This is a genomic window from Pseudomonas sp. PDM24 (assembly GCF_019218905.1).
In the GTDB taxonomy this organism is placed as follows: Bacteria; Pseudomonadota; Gammaproteobacteria; order Pseudomonadales; family Pseudomonadaceae; genus Aquipseudomonas.
On record NZ_JAHUWR010000003.1, the window covers coordinates 16,833 to 34,137 of the forward strand.

Below are 17,305 nucleotides of genomic sequence, written 5' to 3' on the forward strand. Positions count from 1 at the left end.
TCCCGTCCCTTACACCAGTGCCGCAGCTTTGGTCGCCACAGCCTCGCGCTCCAGCTCACGCACCAGCGGCAACACCTTGCGGCCGAAGTACTCCACCTCCTCCTGAAAGTGCAGGAAGCCACTGAGCACCAGGTCCACGCCCACCGCCTTGAGTGCGACGATGCGTTCGGCAATCTGCTGAGGTGTACCGATCAGGTTGGTCTTGAAACCATCGTTGTACTGCACCAAGTCTTCGAAGGTGGACTTGGCCCAGTTGCCTTCGCCTTCCGGGCTGGAGGCACCGGCGTTCTTCGCCTCGCTGCCGAAACCGTTGACGGCCTCGGGGTCGGCCTTGGCGATAATTTCCTGCAACACCGCGCGGGCCTCAGCCTCGGTTTCACGGGCGATGACAAAGGCGTTCACCCCAACTTTCACCGAGTGGCCATTGATCGCGGCCTTGGCCCGAATGTCGTCGACCTGGGCCTTGATGCCTTCGACAGTGTTGCCGTTGGTGAAATACCAATCGGAGACCCGCGAAGCCATGTCCCGCGCCGCGCGCGAGCTGCCACCCTGGAAGATTTCCGGGTGCGGTTGCTGCAGTGGCTTGGGTTTGAGGGTGTAGTCGTGGAAGCGGTAGAAATCGCCATGAAAACTGAAGTTGTCCTGGGTCCAAATGCCCTTCAGCGCCTGGATGAATTCTTCCGAGCGACGATAGCGCTCATCGTGGTCCAGCCATGGTTCGCCAATGGCGCGGAATTCGCCCTTGAACCAGCCCGACACGATATTCACCGCGACGCGACCGTTGGTGAACTGGTCGATGGTGGCCAGCTGCTTGGCCGCCAGCACCGGACTCCATGGGCCAGGCAGGATGGCCGCGATCACCTTGAGCTTCTCGGTGGCGGCCAACAGTGCGTGGCTGATGGTCACCGATTCGTGTTGGTTTTCGGCGCCATAACCGGCAGTGAAGCGGATCTGTGACAAAGCGTATTCGAAGCCGGCCTTTTCGGCGATTTGCGCCAGCTTGCGGTTGTAATCGATGTCCCAGCTAGTGCGCTGTTCGATCTTGCTGACCACAAGGCCGCCGCTGACGTTGGGAACCCAGTAGGCAAACTTGATGTTGTTCTGGCTCATTGCATGTACTCCATGATTCGTTGAAATGAGGGTTGACCCGGGACGTCAGGCTGCGCTGGTGTCCGGTTGAACAGTCGGATTGAGGCTCAGTACCGCCGACTCGACAGCGCGCTCGATGCGTTCGAGCAACTGCGGGCTGGTGATCTGGTAATCGGTGAAATCGGCTTCGGCGGCATACACACCGATGGGCAAGCTCAGGGCCTGGAAAAAGCCGAACAGCGGGCGCAACTGGTGATCGATGATCAGGGCGTGACGGTCCGAGCCACCGGTGGCGGCCAGCAACACCGGCACGTTGTTCAACGCCTGGTGATGGACGAAATCGAACAGGTGCTTGAACAGTCCAGTGTACGAGGCGCGGTATACCGGGCTGGCAGCAATCAGCAGGTTGGCCGTTTCAATGGCCTGCAGATCGGCCTCGACCGCAGCGGGCAAGTCTTCACGGCGCAGCACCCCGGCAAACTGCGGGCCGACCTCGGACAACTCGATCAGGTGCAGTTCGATCGGCAGTTGTTGCGCAAGACCGGCGATCAGCGCCTTGAGCAACACCAGGGTGCGCGTAGGCCGCTGCACGCTCCCGGATACCGCGACCACTTTCAGTGTATTGCCCATTGCCCGTCCTCGTGGTGGCAGAGGCCACCGCGGCACCTGCACAAGGACTAGAGCAGCAACCGTGCCACTTCAATAATTCAATATAAATCAATTAGTTATACAGTTTTCGTAAAACGCCGCAGTGTCGTCCAACGGACAGGCTGTTGATCAACTGTTGCGCTCACAACAGTTGTCTCGTGGCGTTTGGCACGAAGTCCCGCCCGGGCCGCTGTTGTCGGGCGGTCAGCGCTTCAACAAGTTGCCCGGCAGGCGACAGGAGTGAGCGCCGTCGACACCCCGCACGCCCTGTAAAACGGCTTTTTACAGCGCCAGGCACGACCTGTGCACTGACAGCAGTACGCAGCAGATCGACCGCTCTGTTGCTTCTCTTGCCTTCCATAAGGAGCTGCACCATGACAGTCCAGCAACAACACCTGCCACACCCCCTCTTCACCGGTACCGACTACCTGGCCCTGGCCGAGCGCTTCCGGCCGATCTTTGCACGCATCGCCGCCGGCGCACTGGAGCGCGAGCAAAGCCGCAGCCTGCCCTTTGAACAAGTGAAATGGCTGAAGGAAGCCGGCTTTGGCGCCGTGCGTGTGCCGATCCAGTACGGTGGCGCCGGCGCTTCCCTGCCCCAGCTGTTTGAGTTACTGATCGAATTGGCCGAAGCGGACTCCAATTTGCCACAGGCGTTGCGCGGTCACTTTGCCTTTGTCGAAGACCGCCTCAATGCCCAGGCTGACGCACCACAGGACACCTGGTTCAAGCGTTTTGTCGAGGGTGATCTGGTGGGCAATGCCTGGACCGAAATCGGCAGCGTCAAGATCGGCCAGGTCGGCACTCGCGTCTCGCGTCTGGGCGAAAACTGGGTAGTCAACGGCACCAAGTACTACAGCACCGGTAGCATCTTCGCCGATTGGATCGACCTCTATGCCCAGCGCGATGACAACGGTGCCGACGTGATTGCCGCCGTCCGCGTGCAACAACCGGGCATCTCGCAGAGTGACGATTGGGATGGCTTTGGCCAGCGCACCACCGGTAGCGGCACCTCGGTATTCGAAAACGCCGTGGTGGAGCCTGAAAACCTGCTCGACTTCGCCACCCGCTTCAAGTACCAGACGGCCTTCTATCAACTGGTGCTGTTGGCGGTTCAGACCGGTGCCGGCCGTGCCGCGGTGCACGACATCACGGAAGAAGTGCGCAAGCGCACGCGCATCTTCAGCACCGGCAATGCCAGCCACGTCAGCCAGGACGTCCAGGTGCAGCAAGTGGTGGGCAAGGCATCGGCGCAGGTCTACGCCGCACACGCCACCACCCTGCGCGCGGCGACCGCCTTGCAGGTGGCGTACGAAAGCCGCTTTGCCCATGACGAAGTCGCCGAACGCGAGGCCAACATCGCCGCCGAACTGGAATCGGCCCAGGCCCAAGTGGTGATCGCCGACCTTGTGCTGCGCGCCACCAGTGACCTGTTCAACGCCCTCAGCGCCTCGGCCACCAGCACCGGCAAGGCCTTCGATCGTCACTGGCGCAACGCCCGCACCGCGGCCTCGCACAACCCCCTCATCTACAAGGAACGCATTATCGGCGACTGGGAAATCAACAGCACCGAACCGCCCTACGTCTGGCAGATCGGCGCTGGATCGAAGTAAGCCGACATCACGCCCCAGCACCTGCACCTGATCGGCCAGCGACGAAGCACGGGCCAGCAACGCGTCTGGCGTCTGGCCCCTGGCTCGTCGCTACGCCCAGGAACCAACGTCCCTGGGCGCGGCTCTGGATACGCTCGATACCGCCATGCAACAAGCTGACCTGCCCACCCGGTGCCTGGCCGACGGCAAGCGCACTCTCAAAGAGACGGGTGCGCATTTCGTATATTTCCATCTAACGCAACGCCCTATTTCACATTCCAACTCGAATAGGATTTCAATGTTCGAGCGACTATGGTGCTGAACGTCACAACGTTCAGCACCCTCTGACTCGCTCACTTCCTCTCGCGGTTCACCACTCCCTTCCTGTTTGAGAGGAAGCGTTGGATTGCCCTCGCTATCCGCCGTTGTTGAAGCAGATCCGGGCTGATTGTCAGCCCTGTCATTTCAGGATTTATTTCCACCAATACTCGATCTGAACACCTACGTTGGAGCCTTGCAGGTCTGTACCAAACGCACCGGTATCAGACAACGCCGATCCCGGAGATTGCAAGCTGGCGGCGCGTTGCGCAGCCTTGTTCCAGGTAGCGTAGGTGTAATACAGACGAAATTCCGGCCTGTCCCAGAATCCCGGGCCCTTCGGTGACCAGGTAGGCGCGATGGTGTACTTAGTGAGTTTTCGGGTACCGTCTGCAGCTTCAACCTGGTCGCGCCCAACTTCGGTGATCAACTTGAACTGGTCCGTGAACGCATAAATTGGCCGAACACCAATGGATAACCAGTTCTGATCATCACCATCAGGGCGCGTGTCTTTTTGATAGACCAATTCAACTTGACCACTAAAAGCATGAGTCATTTGCCAGTCGAAAAACTCCACGAGCCGCCAGCTCTTGTTGCTCTCATCCAACGTGGTATCACCGGTGTAGCCCAATGCGGTGCCCGGCCCTCGGCCGTATTGAACAGCGAACTTGTTGACTCCGCCAAGAAACGCGACCTGCTTGTGCTGGGCAACCACCGACCAGCCCTGATGAGCATTCTCGCGGCTCGGCTTGTCCAGATAACTGACGCCCAGTTGAACCTCGCCACTGGGATTTGTGTTGAATCCGCTGACGGTCACATCATGACGGGTAACAAAATCCTTTTGGAAGACATTGTCCTTGCGTGAGAACACGTAGCTGTATTTCAGATCTCCCAATGCGACCTGGTCGAACCCAAAGCCTGTTGAGCTTTGGTTCCAGTAGAAGTAGTCGGAAATATTGATGTCGTTTCGGTTGTAGTAACGACGGCCCGCCCAGAAAGAACCGCCATTCAATGCCGGCATCTTGCTCCACTCAGCGTAGAGCTGACTCATCCGCGTATAGCCGTGCTCCCCGTCAAATTTTGGTTCATGGCCATACTCGTTATAAAACTGTGCCATGCCTTCCACGCTGACCACCGAGCCGTCGTCAAGTGAAAGCAGATCCTGGCGCAAATCCAGCTCCAGATATTGCTCACATTCGTTGCCAAGACGGTATTTGGATTGCGCGCCCGGTAGCTGAAAACACGACTGTTTCCCTCCTTGAGTCGAATCTCCAACTCCGGTTCTGAAATAACCACTGAAGTCTGTTGAATACGCGTCAACGGGCAAAAAGCCGACAGCAAAGGACGCACCCAGAACTGCGCTGAGAGTTTTAACGTTCATTCATAACACCTTTTGTTTGTTATATTTATTGGATAAGGCCGACGCGAACAGCACGCTTTTAATCAAAGTACGCGGTTAACTCCCACGCACCTGTTTCAGAAAGGGAAATACCAAGTTAAATCGAATAGAAAAGGCACCGCTGAACCCAAAAGCATGAGAAAAATCCAGGCATTGCCAGTGCAACGATAAGGAATTAGTCCCGTCCAATCTTATGAGGCTCTACCCCCGATGACGTCCTCGGAAGAAATCTATAAGACCCTGCGTCGAGGAATCATCAGCCGGTTGCGCGTCATAGCGAGTCAGGAGGCTATGGACGTTGTTACTTAGCTCCTTGCCCAGTTCCACGCCCCATTGATCAAACGAATTGACTCCCCAAATTACGCCCTGGACAAAGACCTTGTGCTCATAAAGGGCGATCAGCGCACCAAGGCTATGTGGATTGATGATCTCAAGAGCAACTGTATTGCTTGGCCGGTTACCGGGGATCACTTTATGCGGTGCCAGTCGTTCAATCTCACTGGATGAAAGGCCTTTGGCTTTTAGCTCTGCCTCAGCTTCACTGCGGGTTTTGCCCCACATCAGCGCTTGGCTTTGAGACAAGCAATTGGCATACAGCCATTCCTGATGATCAGCCACTGGATTGTGGCTGACCACAGGCACAATGAAGTCAGCTGGAATCAGAGGCGTTCCCTGATGCAGCAACTGGTGGTAAGCGTGCTGTCCGTTACACCCAACGCCGCCCCAGATTACCGGGCCCGTGGTGCAGGACACTGACGTGCCATCATGACGAACACTTTTGCCATTTGACTCCATGTCCATCTGCTGCAGATGCTTAACGAAGTTGCGCAGGTAATGGTCATAGGGCAAGAAAGCATAGCTTTGCGCCCCCCAAAAATTGTGATACCAAACGCCGAGTACCGCTAAAAGAACAGGAAGGTTCTGTTCCAATGGTTCGTTCAGGAAATGCTGATCCATAGCGTACGCGCCGGATAGCAGTTCCTTGAAGTTAGCGATGCCAATGGCCAGCGCAATCGGCAGGCCAATTGCAGACCATAGTGAGTAACGGCCACCGACCCAGTCCCACATAGGAAAAATGTTTGCTTCACGGATGCCGAAATCCAGCGCTGCCTGGCGATTACTGGTCACAGCAATGAAATGGCGATATAGCTTCTCTTCCGTCCCGCCCTTAGCCAAGTACCAGCTACGAGAAGCTTGTGCATTCTTCAAGGTTTCAAGAGTACCGAAGGTTTTGCTGGAGATGATGAACAGCGTTGTTTCTACGTTCAGTTCGGCTGTAACCTCTCGGAACTCGCTGCCGTCGATATTAGCTAGATAATGGCACCGCACCCCATGCCGAGCAAAAGGCGCCAGCGCCTCAGAGACAAGCTCCGGGCCCAGAAATGAGCCACCAATACCAATGTTTACGACATCGGTGATGACCTTGTCGTTGTAACCACGCCACAGATGGTTATGGATACGACTCACAACGTCAGTCATCTGCGCCAGGGCTCCATGCACATCGCGCATCAAGTTGCGACCATCGACCATCAAAGCGTCCCCCACTGGTCGCCGCAGCGCCGTATGCAGCACTGGGCGCCCTTCGGAGCAGTTGATTTTCTCTCCACTGAACATGGCACGCGCGGCCTGTTCCACGCCTGCCTCGCGAGCAAGGTTTACAAGCAATGAACGCGTTTCGTGAGTGATGAGGTTTTTAGAGTAATCCAAAAAAAGCCCGCAGCCCGCCAAGGAAAAGTCTTGAAAGCGTTTACTGTTATCTCGAAAGGCATCGCGCATACTAAAATTTTTCATGCTCTCCCGATGGTCGAGCAGATTGCGCCATGCCGGCAGTGCAGTCACATCATTCGTTTTGTTGTAGTTATTCATGCTCAGCCCTTCTTCGCCAATACGGCTTGTGCCGTCTCAATCAACTCTTTTCTTGCCATTCAAATGTGGGCGTTTTTTGTAATTCTGCAAACGCAGAAGCGCCATCACAGGAATAAGCCCTGCATTGTTCAGTTACGACCCATTATCGGATTTACTCCCGCGAGGGCCAGCGTTCTCCATCGCGATTCAAATAAATGTCTATCTCTATAACGAAATCATTGAAACCTGAAGAAAACAAAACCGAACGTGGGGGCACTCAAGCAGAAAACACTGCAAACATACATATCCGTGCACGACAAGTGGAAACCAGGTGCCAGTCATTTAGTTTCAAAATTATCCAGACGGCGAGACGTGGACAAACATCAAATAATTCACGTCTGCACCGCTAGATCCTCAGGACGAAACCCTGAGTACAGTCATTTTGGAGCGCCGCAAGAATCTCGCTGGATTAAAGAGGGTTTCAATCTAATAGTCTGACGTCTACCCTCAGGTTGCTTGATACGCTTCAATAAAAGCTTCACAGCCTGGGCTCCGAGCTCCTCGAGAGGTTGCGCTACAACTGTCAGTCTTGGGCTAAAAGCATCCGCCCAGTCGAAATCGTCAAAGCCAACAAGCGCGATATCCTTTGGCACCTCAAGCCCCGCTTCACGAAGAGCCTGCATTGCACCAATGGTCATCAAGTTGTTTGCAGTCATTATTGCGGTGGGCGGGTGCTCTAGCGATAGCAAACGGCGCGTGGCTTCCATTGCCGGCGCAATCGCCGATTCACCACAGCAAACCAATTGATCTTCGTACTCAATTCCAGCGTCAGCTAAAGCCGCACGGTAGCCGTCAATTCGCTCATGAGAAGAAGACTGAGTCAATCGTCCGGATACCATCCCGATACGCCGATGACCCAGCTTAATCAAATGTGCAATCAACTCTTGAGATGAGTGCTTATTCTCTACCCCTACCTGATCGAAAGACGTCGAGAGAAGTCGATCGATGAGAACCGTGGGTATTTTGTTGGCTTTTAAATAATTAAATACTCGATTCTCCGGATCATATTCCGAGGCGAGTACAATCCCGTCAACACGTCGCTCATGCAGTGCCTTGACCGCTTTAAGTTCCTGTTCCGGATCTCTTTGCGTATTGACCAGTATCATCATCAAACCGCTTTTCGCGCATGCCGCTTCGATGGCACGTACTGTTTCACTGAAATAATAGTTTGAAAGCGTAGCAATCGCCACGCCGATAGCACCCGAACCTGAAGAGGAACGAGCCAGAGACCGAGCGAGTGAGTTTCGAATATAGCCTACGGACTCTACAGCCTGATTCACACTACGGACGGTGTCAGGATGTACTTTACGAGTACCGTTGAGTACATGAGATACCGTAGACATTGATACGTTCGCGGCTCTCGCGACATCGCTCATCTTTGCGCCCACTGTGTATCACTCCTTTCTCACGTGATTTGATGGATAGCGCTGAACTCATGTCCAGTTGCTACCTATTGTAAAGCTCACGGCGAGAAAATGCGTCGATGGCTCTCGGAATTGATGCCGGGACGAACCCGCAATTTCGTGAAAGACCCAGCGAGGTGCGCAGCACATCTGAAGTCTGTGAATCGAGATGCTGGAATCCGCCATGCAGCATAGCCGGGCACTCCTTTTTATTATCGTAGCGATCGTCCTGCGAACCAATTAATGGACGCAGCAGCGCTTGTTGAAAAAAGCATAGCCGAGACGAAAGCGCTTGCGCAAGCGCTTTTCTAACATCCTATTCATGTCCTCTTTGGTCGGGGCTTCCCTAGGGGATGGACATGGAAGTGCTTTTTGGAGAATTCCTCGAACGAAAAGGAAAGCGCTTGCGCAAGCGCTTTCCTTTCGACTATGTTGCTCGAACAAGAACACCGATGAGAGGTTTCAACTGCTTCTCAAATCGGTAGATAAGGAGTTAACAGCTATGCTGAGCACTGGATCTGAAAGCCCCCCTCCTGCCCTATTGGAAATGCATTCCATCTCGAAATCATTCAATGGGGTGCGCGTCCTGCATGACATTGACCTCAGTATTTTCCCTGGACAAATCCACGCGCTAATGGGCGAAAACGGCGCCGGAAAATCCACTCTGATGAAAATACTATCGGGGGCCTATGTCGCCGACAGTGGCACTATACGAATCGACGGATGTGATATTCGAAACTATGGCGTGAACGATGCGAAGCGCCATGGCATATCCGTCATCTATCAAGAGCTCAGCTTGTGCGCGAATATGAGCGTGGTGGAGAACATCTACCTGGGTAGAGAGATTCGACGATGTGGAGTTATAAACCGCAAGGCAATGACCGAAGGTGCGCTCGTAGTACTAAAGCGGCTTGGCGTCACATTTGATCCGCACGCACTGGTCGGCACTTTGTCGATTGCGGACCAACAACTTGTTGAAATCGCGCGTGCAATTCATGCCGATACGCGAATCCTGGTGATGGACGAGCCTACAACGCCGCTATCCACAAAAGAGACCGAAAGTCTTTTTACATTGATTCGCCAGCTACGTGATGATGGCGTCGCGATCATCTATATCAGCCATCGAATGGCCGAGATATACGCATTGTCCGACTTTGTTTCGGTGCTCCGGGACGGTCATTACGTTGGTTCGCTGGATCGCGTCACGCTGTCAGCTGAAACCCTGGTCCGGATGATGGTTGGCCGCGATGTTTCCGGCTTCTACGCCCATGAGCGTCCTTTGTGCTCTTACGAGCAACCGATACTACGTGTTCACAATCTTACAGATGACTTCAAAATTCAGGATTGCAGTTTCGATCTGTATGCCGGCGAAATTCTCGGGATTGCAGGACTGGTGGGTTCTGGAAGAACCGAACTTGCCCGATTAATCGCAGGCATCGATGCGTACTCAGGCGGAAAGATTGAGATGGACGGCGAAGTTGTAGTCATACGCTCTCCTCGCGATGCAGGTAACGCAGGCATCGTCTATCTGACAGAAGACCGCAAAGCACTGGGCCTTTTTCTCGACATGAGTGTCCACGACAATATCAATGTATGTGTTGTGGGAAGTGATGCTCGATTTGCGGGGTTTGTGGACCGAACGGCCGGAACTGGACGTACCGAACAAGCAATCCAGGCACTCAATATCAAAGCGTCTTCAGATATCAATGTTGGAGCACTGTCCGGAGGTAACCAGCAAAAAGTTTTGTTGGCTCGTCTGCTGGAGATGAAGCCCAGAGTATTGTTCCTCGACGAGCCTACATCGGGTGTCGACATTGGGGCTAAATCAGAAATATATAAAATCATCAATGCATTAGCAGCATCCGGCGTTTGCGTAGTGATAATTTCAAGTGAACTACCAGAGATCGTTGGAATTGCCGACCGTGTATTGGTCATGTGTGAAGGTAAACTTGTCACCGAACTCGGTGGCCACAGCGGTCTTGATATCACACCTGAAGCCATTATCGCGTCTGCCACAGGCAGCGACAGGTTGACTCTAGCCAACGGAGACTTAGTCCAATGACTTCCCCACTGCAAAGCAAAGTAGCAAGTGACCTCACCACGCCTGGTGTACGAAGCATCGCCGGAGCTTCCACCCAGGATAAAATGCGCCAACTGATGAGAGTGGCGGGCATGCTGCCCGTACTGTTACTCCTTTGTGTGGGCTTTGGCCTGATGAGCGAGAGCTTTTTCTCGGTTCAGAATTTCTCGATCATCAGTCAGCAAGCCTCTATCAATGTGGTATTGGCGTCAGGTCTGACTTTTGTGATTTTGACCGGAGGAATCGACCTTTCGGTTGGTTCGATTCTGGCTGTTTCCGCAGTAGTGGCGCTATTGGTATCGCAAGTTCCGGGGTTTGCTCCCCTGGCCATCGCTGCGGGGCTTGGAGTCGGACTGCTACTAGGGCTCGTCAATGGTGTATTGGTCGCTTTTGGAAAGCTACCGGCATTTATCGTCACGCTAGGCGGATTGACTGCGATGCGTGGAATCGCACGCCTCATCGGCGAAGACAAAACGGTCTTCAATCCCGACCTGTCCTTTGCTTACATTGGAAACGATACGTTGTTCGGGGTGCCATGGCTGGTTGTAATCGCGGTAGTCGTGGTTACTCTTTCGTGGCTTATTCTTCGACGTACGGTGTTAGGCGTACAGATTTACGCAGTGGGCGGCAATCCTGAGGCCGCACGGTTGTCGGGAATCAAAGTCTGGAAAGTCCTGTTATTTGCTTATGCCCTATCCGGTTTGTTGGCGGGTGTGGGGGCTATCATGACTTCCGCTCGACTGATGGCTGCTAACGGACTGCAAATGGGACAGTCTTATGAACTCGACGCTATCGCCGCCGTTATTCTGGGAGGCACGCGCTTTACAGGAGGCGTCGGCACTATCGTCGGCACGCTAATTGGCGCCCTGATTATCGCTACACTTTCCAATGGCCTGATATTGCTGGGAGTTTCGGATATCTGGCAATACATTATCAAAGGTGTTGTCATCATCGGCGCGGTAGCCCTCGATCGCTTTCGGCAGTCAGGTGCACGAACCTGAATCATATATAACCCCCACACTCCAATAACAAGAGACAGTGCTCATGAAAAAAATAATATTTACCGCTGTTTGTACACTACTGGCATTTAGCAGCGCTCAAGCGCGAGAGTTGAAATCCGTCGGGATAACTGTTGGCTCGCTGGGTAATCCTTACTTTGTAGCGATGGTAGATGGCGCCAAAGCCGAGGCACTGCATATCAATCCCGCCGCAAAATTTATCTCAGTGTCGGCAGATTACGATTTGAATAAGCAGTTCACTCAAATCGATAACTTCATTTCTTCGGGCGTAGACTTGATTCTTGTCAACGCCGTCGACCCTGTAGCAATCGCGCCTGCGATTGCTAAAGCAAGGAAGGCAGGCATAGTGGTTGTGGGCGTAGATGTCATGGTGCAAGGTGCCAACGCCACGGTACAGACCGATAACGTCGAAGCCGGCAGGATTGTATGTCAGTACATCTCTGAGAAGCTGGGTGGCAAGGGTAACGTTATTATCCAGAATGGTACGCAGACCTCAGCAGTCTTGGACCGAGTCAATGGCTGTAAGAGTGTATTCGCGCAGGCACCCGATATCAAAGTACTGTCTGATAATCAGGATGCCAAAGGCTCGCGCGAAGGTGGCTACAGCGTGATGCAAGGCGACTTGACCCGCTTTGCAAAAGTCGACGCGGTGTTCGCGATCAATGATCCCCAGGCCATAGGTGCAGACCTGGCAGCAAAACAACTCAAGCGCAAAGGCATCATTATCGCATCGGTGGATGGGGCTCCCGATATAGAGACTGCGCTCAAAAGCGATACACAGATCCAGGCATCCGCCTCTCAGTCCCCTTGGGGCCAGGCACAACAGGCCGTCACGATGGGCAACGACCTGCTGAATGGCAAATCGCTGGAACGCACAACGGTACTGCTCCAACCCTCACTGGTAACACGAGCCAACGTCATGGAGTACAAAGGCTGGCAAGCTGACCACTGAGCGATTGAGTCAAATGACATAGGGGTCCCACCTCTTTAATGCGGGGAATGGCTGCTGCGAGTTGCTCGCAGCGGCCGAACGGCATGAAAACCCCTAGAGGGGCGAACCTACGGGAAACCTGAGCGACGGCTGCTGAGGAGAGATTTGGCATGTTTACCAAAACAAACACAATAGTAAGTACAGAGCTACTTAACTACGTTAAGGCCCTGTCTGGGAATCGAATTGTCGTTGCGCTAGCGGGGCCGCCTGGTGCCGGTAAGTCCACCGTCTCTCAGGCCTTGGTAGAGGCTCTTAATAGCGTTATGCCGGGGAGCGCAGCTGTTGTTCCCGGAGATGGCTTTCATTACGATGATGCGGTTCTTGGATCCTTGAGCCTTTTAGATCGTAAGGGCTCACCTGATACATTCGATGTGGGTGGCTTCAGGAGTCTGCTGCTACGGCTTCGTGCGAACAACGAACCAGCGGTTGCCGTTCCGGTATTCGATCGAATCCTGGAGATATCCCGTGCTGCAGGACAATTGATTTCCTCTGACGTGAAATATCTCATCGTGGAAGGAAACTACCTTCTATTAGACCTCGCCCCATGGTCGTCCTTAAGAGACTGTTTTGACGCCACCATAATGCTGCAGGCTGACCGCAAAACCCTGGAAGCGCGCCTGCTTGATCGATGGCGATCATTGGGTTTCGATGAGTCTACTTCCTATGAAAAAGTTCATCGCAACGACCTTCCGAATGCCGACATTGTGATTTCGGCCAGCAATATCGCTGACTTCACGATCACAAATTAAGATCCCACTTCCTCTCTTTTGAGAAAGAATCACGCCGTTAACCAAGCGCTTTGCTTGGCTAGCTTTTTAACGCTAACAGGCCTACGAACGCTATTAACAACTTGTAGCGAACCTTTAAAGAGCGAATGACTATGTATCTGGTATGTGGTGAAGCGCTGTTCGATTTCTTCAGTGAAAACGACGTCAACGCTCAAGCTTCAAAAGTGAATTACAAAGCAATTGCCGGTGGTTCGCCGTTCAACGTCGCCGTCGGCTTGCGCCGTCTGGGCATCGACGTGGCGCTGTTCGCCGGGCTGTCCAGCGACTACCTCGGCCGGCGTTTACAGCAAGTGCTGCAGGAGGAAGGCGTGCGCCCAGACTACCTGCAGGACTTCGACGCACCGACCACCCTGGCGATGGTCGCCGTCGGTGCCGACGGCTCGCCGCATTACAGCTTCCGAGGCGAAGGCTGTGCCGATCGCCAGCTGTTGCCGGGGCATTTACCTGAGTTAGGCGCTGAGGTGCGTGGGTTGCATATCGGCTCGTTCTCGCTGGTGGTGCAGCCGATTGCCGACACCCTGCTGGCCCTGGTCCGCCGGGAAAGCGGCAAACGCCTGATCAGCCTCGACCCCAACGTGCGACTCAACCCAGAACCGAATATCGAACTGTGGCGCGAACGCATCAACACTCTGGTCGAGCATGCCGACCTGATCAAGGTCAGCGACGAGGACCTGAACCTGCTCTACCCCGAGCGTGATCCGCAGAGCGTGATCCATGGCTGGCTGGAACACCGCTGCCAACTGGTATTCCTCACCCGTGGCGGCCAGGGAGCAACGGTATTCAGCCGCAGCCATGGCAGTTGGTCGGCGCCGGCCTGCGCGGTGGTGATGGCTGATACCGTGGGCGCCGGCGACACCTTCCAAGCGGCGTTGATCGCCTGGCTGACCGAACAGCAGCTGGATTCGGTGGAGGGTTTGCAGCGCTTGAGTCGCGAACAGATCGACGCGATGCTCACCTTCGCCGTCAGCGCCGCCGCCCTGACCTGCGGCAAGACCGGGCCGGACTTGCCTTATCGGCATCAGTTGGATTGATATCTGGTCAGGATCTGTATCGCGGGCATTGCAGTTTTCGCGAGCAAGTGGGGTCCCCCCACCCCCACTTGACTTGGGCTGTGGCGAAGGCTGGCTATCGGGCGCTGGCTGAACGGACTATCCGCCCTGAGCAACCAAAGCACGCGCCTCATCACGGCGACAGTGCTTGTCCGAATTCAAGACTCTCATTCGAGACTCAATTCAGGACTTAAAAGCACTGGATGGCGCTGGATTTCAGTAAGCGTCCGGCCAATACACCTTCCAGATTTGAGCACTAAGGTGATGGCGGTGCGCTTTATTTCTGGTCGAATTTGGACACCGACACCTTTTGTTCTGAGACATATCGACTGGGCACTTCACCCAGTACACGCTTGAATACCGTTGCGAATGCACTTGAGCTGCTATACCCCAACTCTATTGCGACCTGCGTAACAGACTGGCCGCTTCCAAGTCGAACAACTGCCGCAAGCAGACAAGCTTGTTGTCTCCATTCGATATAGCTGATGCCAGCTTGCAGTCGAAAGTGGCGGGTAAAGGTGCGGCGGCTCATTCCGGTGCGCTGCGCCATGTCGTCGATGCCGATCTCCAGCGAAGGGTGGGCCAAAAAATCGCGGCATACCCGAGCAAGACGAGGTTCAGTCGGTAATGGCGCATTGAGCGATAGCGCAGGCATCCCGGCAATCTCGTGCAGCAACAAACCCATCAGATAGCCATCGCGTCCATTTTTGTCATAGCGCGCGGGAATATCGATGGCCTTCTCCAACAGTTGCCGCAGTAGCGGCGATACATCGAAAACCTGGCAATGAGCCGGTAGCCCCAGGCGCTGCGCAGCCTGTTTGCGGATATAGGTGTTGAGCATCGTGACAGGGCCACGCATTTGCATAGCGTGAGGTCGCTGGGACGGTACCCATATGCCGCGCAGGGGCGGAACGACCCAGTTGCCTTCGTCGGTGAATATAGTGATGACACCGCGTGCGGCATAAGCGAATTGTCCACGCTGATGGATGTGCGACGGGAACAGCTCACCGTCTGCATAGTCGCTTACGGTCACGACAGCATCGCGCGGTATGTTTTGGTAGGGATCTAGCGCTGTTGTTTGCATGGCCTGATTTTAATGATATTTGGCCCCCGCCTGAAAGCAGGCCATTCCGATTTCTTGCATATTCCCAGAGGTACAGAGCATTTAAAACTCACTATTCAGGGAAAGACACGCGAACCATGCAGAAAAAACACTTGTTGCTTGCCGTCTTGGTGACGGCCGTTTGGGGATTGAACTTCCCCATTACAAAACTCGATCTTACCGATATTGATCCCCTGCTGTTGACTGCGATTCGCTTCACGCTGGCCGCCTTACCCTGGGTGTTTTTCGTGAAGCGTCCGCAAGTTGCCTTCCGTTGGCTTGCGGCCTATGGATTGATCTTCGGCGTAGCAATGTGGGCCTTGATCAACCTGGGTATCGCATTGGGTGTGCCACCCGGTAGTGCCTCGCTGCTAATCCAGTTCAGCGCATTCTTCACGCTCGGCTGGGGTGTGCTGTTGTTCCGTGAAAGCCTATCAATGCCTCAATTATTCGGCATCGTGCTGGCTGCGATAGGGCTGGTTGGCATCCTGCTGGGCAGTCCCGGTGAGGCCACCATGATCGGTTTCGCATTAGTGATCGTTAGCGCTGTGGCATGGAGCATTGGCAATGTCGTGATCAAAGTATCGAAGGTGCACCAGATTTTCGCCTTCGTGGTGTGGGCCAGCTTGTTTCCACCCATTCCGCTATTTCTGATGACTTGGCTGTTGCATGGCGCGGCTCCATTTGTAGCCTTGCCTTCGCATTTGAATGCGGTTACGACATTTTCACTAGTTTTCCAGGTCTACGGCGCCACGCTCTTCTGCTACTGGGGATGGAACCTGCTATTGCGTGAGTACCCTGCATCGCGGGTGGCGCCGCTGTCGCTGCTGATTCCCGTGTTTGGCATCGTCAGCTCCATTCTCATTTTAGGCCAACGCCCCAGCGCCTCAGGCTGGGCCTCCATCGCATTGATTCTGTTTGCGCTTGCCGTTGGTTCAAGGCCAGGACGTGTCCTGCTGGTACGCCATCGTGGCCTCTGATACGCGATACTTGCGACGAAGTTGATGTGGTACGACCGGAGCCGGTGATTCAAAACCAAGTTCGTGCAACTGAAACACTAACGAAACATTTCGGCCATATGATTCGCGTCACCGAAACCTAGGAGGGTTGGAGATGAATCGGCCATCAAGAAGCATGCGCAAACTACTCGACGCTGTTGCCACCAACAATGAGGCAGCGGCGCTTGATGTGATGCGTGCTACTGAGCAGCTCCAAGACGAGGTGTTGCGCCAACGATTACTCAACCTCATTCATCGGCTCAACCAAGACGCCAATGACTTGCGAATGGCGCGGGACGATATCCAAGGCGGAGCCATCAAGCTCGCATGACCCGCGTCCATGTGCCGGCCACGGCCGGCGCGCAGTACTTCACCAACGGCGCCAACACCCGGACGTCCGGGGTCGATGTAGTCGGCAATTACCGGCAGAACCTGAACCAGTTCGGCTCGGTGAGATGGACTGCGGCACTGAACTACAACCACACGAAAATCCTCAGCGTCAACGACACACCGTCACAACTGACCGCCCTGGGCGACTTCCAGCTGCTCGGACGCCAATCGCGAGCACTGATTACCAAAACCTCCCCCAGCAGCAAGATGATCTTCTCCGCCGACTGGGCGATCAGCGACTTCGACGTCAATCTGTGGCTGACCCGTTATGGCACCTACACCGAGGTCAACAGCTCAAGCGATCCAAGCCTGGATCGCGAGTATTCGGCCAAATGGATCACCGACCTCGACGTGGCCTATGCGCTCAACAAACAACTGACCGTCGCCGTCGGCGCGCAGAACCTGTTCGACAAGTACCCCGGCCATATCGGCGTAAGCAACTCTTCGTTCGGCGATAACTGGGGCAGTTATTCACCCTTCGGCTTCACCGGCGGTTACTACTACACCCGCCTGCAATACGCGTTCTGACTCCTG

The 17,305-nt window shown here is 54.6% G+C and carries 15 protein-coding genes and 1 pseudogene; 9 read left to right on the plus strand and 7 right to left on the minus strand.

The features are described 5' to 3' along the window. Positions 1-9: 9 nt before the first annotated feature. Together sfnG and msuE are read right to left on the minus strand one after the other, a co-directional pair. The gene (gene sfnG, locus KW837_RS11795; protein ID WP_008073823.1) at positions 10-1,110 is read right to left on the minus strand and encodes a dimethylsulfone monooxygenase SfnG; all 1,101 of its coding nucleotides are present in this window, start codon (positions 1,108-1,110) and stop codon (positions 10-12) included. A 45-nt stretch (positions 1,111-1,155) separates the two neighbouring features. Then, on the minus strand, positions 1,156-1,719 hold the full coding sequence (gene msuE / locus KW837_RS11800) for an FMN reductase (RefSeq protein WP_008073822.1): 564 nt from the start codon (positions 1,717-1,719) through the stop codon (positions 1,156-1,158). Positions 1,720-2,111: 392 nt separating this feature from the next. Here msuE and KW837_RS11805 point away from each other — a divergent pair, with 392 nt between their 5' ends. Continuing rightward, positions 2,112-3,350 (plus strand): acyl-CoA dehydrogenase family protein, encoded by a 1,239-nt coding sequence (locus tag KW837_RS11805; protein WP_218395877.1) that lies wholly within the window; start codon positions 2,112-2,114, stop codon positions 3,348-3,350. Between the two features lie 7 nt (positions 3,351-3,357). Here the strand turns inward: KW837_RS11805 and KW837_RS11810 are convergent, their stop codons facing one another. From KW837_RS11810 to KW837_RS11825, 4 genes are all read right to left on the minus strand, one after another. Then, on the minus strand, positions 3,358-3,567 hold the full coding sequence (locus tag KW837_RS11810) for an NIL domain-containing protein (RefSeq protein ID WP_218395879.1): 210 nt from the start codon (positions 3,565-3,567) through the stop codon (positions 3,358-3,360). 234 nt (positions 3,568-3,801) lie between these two features. Continuing rightward, positions 3,802-5,028, minus strand: coding sequence for a carbohydrate porin (locus tag KW837_RS11815; protein ID WP_218395881.1), 1,227 nt, complete (start codon positions 5,026-5,028; stop codon positions 3,802-3,804). 219 nt (positions 5,029-5,247) lie between these two features. Continuing rightward, the gene (gene pgi / locus KW837_RS11820; RefSeq protein WP_218395883.1) at positions 5,248-6,912 is read right to left on the minus strand and encodes a glucose-6-phosphate isomerase; all 1,665 of its coding nucleotides are present in this window, start codon (positions 6,910-6,912) and stop codon (positions 5,248-5,250) included. A 416-nt stretch (positions 6,913-7,328) separates the two neighbouring features. After that, on the minus strand, positions 7,329-8,339 hold the full coding sequence (locus KW837_RS11825) for a LacI family DNA-binding transcriptional regulator (protein WP_008073818.1): 1,011 nt from the start codon (positions 8,337-8,339) through the stop codon (positions 7,329-7,331). A 517-nt stretch (positions 8,340-8,856) separates the two neighbouring features. On the opposite strand from KW837_RS11825, the gene KW837_RS11830 reads away from it, so the two are divergent. The 5 genes from KW837_RS11830 (at position 8,857) to KW837_RS11850 (ending at position 14,263) form a co-directional block, all read left to right on the plus strand. Beyond that, positions 8,857-10,416 carry a sugar ABC transporter ATP-binding protein gene (locus tag KW837_RS11830; RefSeq protein ID WP_218395886.1) on the plus strand — a complete coding sequence of 520 codons (1,560 nt, stop codon included), beginning with the start codon at positions 8,857-8,859 and terminating at the stop codon, positions 10,414-10,416. Then, entirely contained in the window at positions 10,413-11,435 is a 1,023-nt protein-coding gene (locus KW837_RS11835; RefSeq protein ID WP_218395888.1) for a ribose ABC transporter permease, read from the plus strand. The genes KW837_RS11830 and KW837_RS11835 overlap by 4 nt, the downstream gene beginning before the upstream one ends. Positions 11,436-11,478: 43 nt before the next feature. After that, positions 11,479-12,405 (plus strand): ABC transporter substrate-binding protein, encoded by a 927-nt coding sequence (locus tag KW837_RS11840; RefSeq protein ID WP_218395891.1) that lies wholly within the window; start codon positions 11,479-11,481, stop codon positions 12,403-12,405. Positions 12,406-12,554: 149 nt separating this feature from the next. After that, complete coding sequence (locus KW837_RS11845) at positions 12,555-13,193, plus strand: nucleoside/nucleotide kinase family protein (RefSeq protein WP_218395893.1); 639 nt, start codon at positions 12,555-12,557, stop codon at positions 13,191-13,193. A gap of 131 nt (positions 13,194-13,324) precedes the next feature. After that, the gene (locus tag KW837_RS11850; RefSeq protein ID WP_218395896.1) at positions 13,325-14,263 is read left to right on the plus strand and encodes a carbohydrate kinase; all 939 of its coding nucleotides are present in this window, start codon (positions 13,325-13,327) and stop codon (positions 14,261-14,263) included. 295 nt (positions 14,264-14,558) lie between these two features. Here the strand turns inward: KW837_RS11850 and KW837_RS11855 are convergent, their stop codons facing one another. Then, a complete protein-coding gene (locus KW837_RS11855; protein WP_218395899.1) occupies positions 14,559-15,365 on the minus strand; it encodes a helix-turn-helix domain-containing protein in 807 nt (268 codons plus the stop codon). A gap of 116 nt (positions 15,366-15,481) precedes the next feature. Between KW837_RS11855 and KW837_RS11860 the strand changes: the two genes are divergently transcribed. The 3 genes and pseudogenes from KW837_RS11860 to KW837_RS11870 form a co-directional block, all read left to right on the plus strand. Beyond that, complete coding sequence (locus KW837_RS11860) at positions 15,482-16,363, plus strand: EamA family transporter (RefSeq protein ID WP_218395902.1); 882 nt, start codon at positions 15,482-15,484, stop codon at positions 16,361-16,363. 133 nt (positions 16,364-16,496) lie between these two features. After that, positions 16,497-16,712, plus strand: coding sequence for a hypothetical protein (locus tag KW837_RS11865; protein WP_123494975.1), 216 nt, complete (start codon positions 16,497-16,499; stop codon positions 16,710-16,712). 8 nt (positions 16,713-16,720) lie between these two features. Further along, positions 16,721-17,299, plus strand: a pseudogene (locus KW837_RS11870) (TonB-dependent receptor domain-containing protein); the annotation flags it as partial. Positions 17,300-17,305 lie beyond the last annotated feature (6 nt).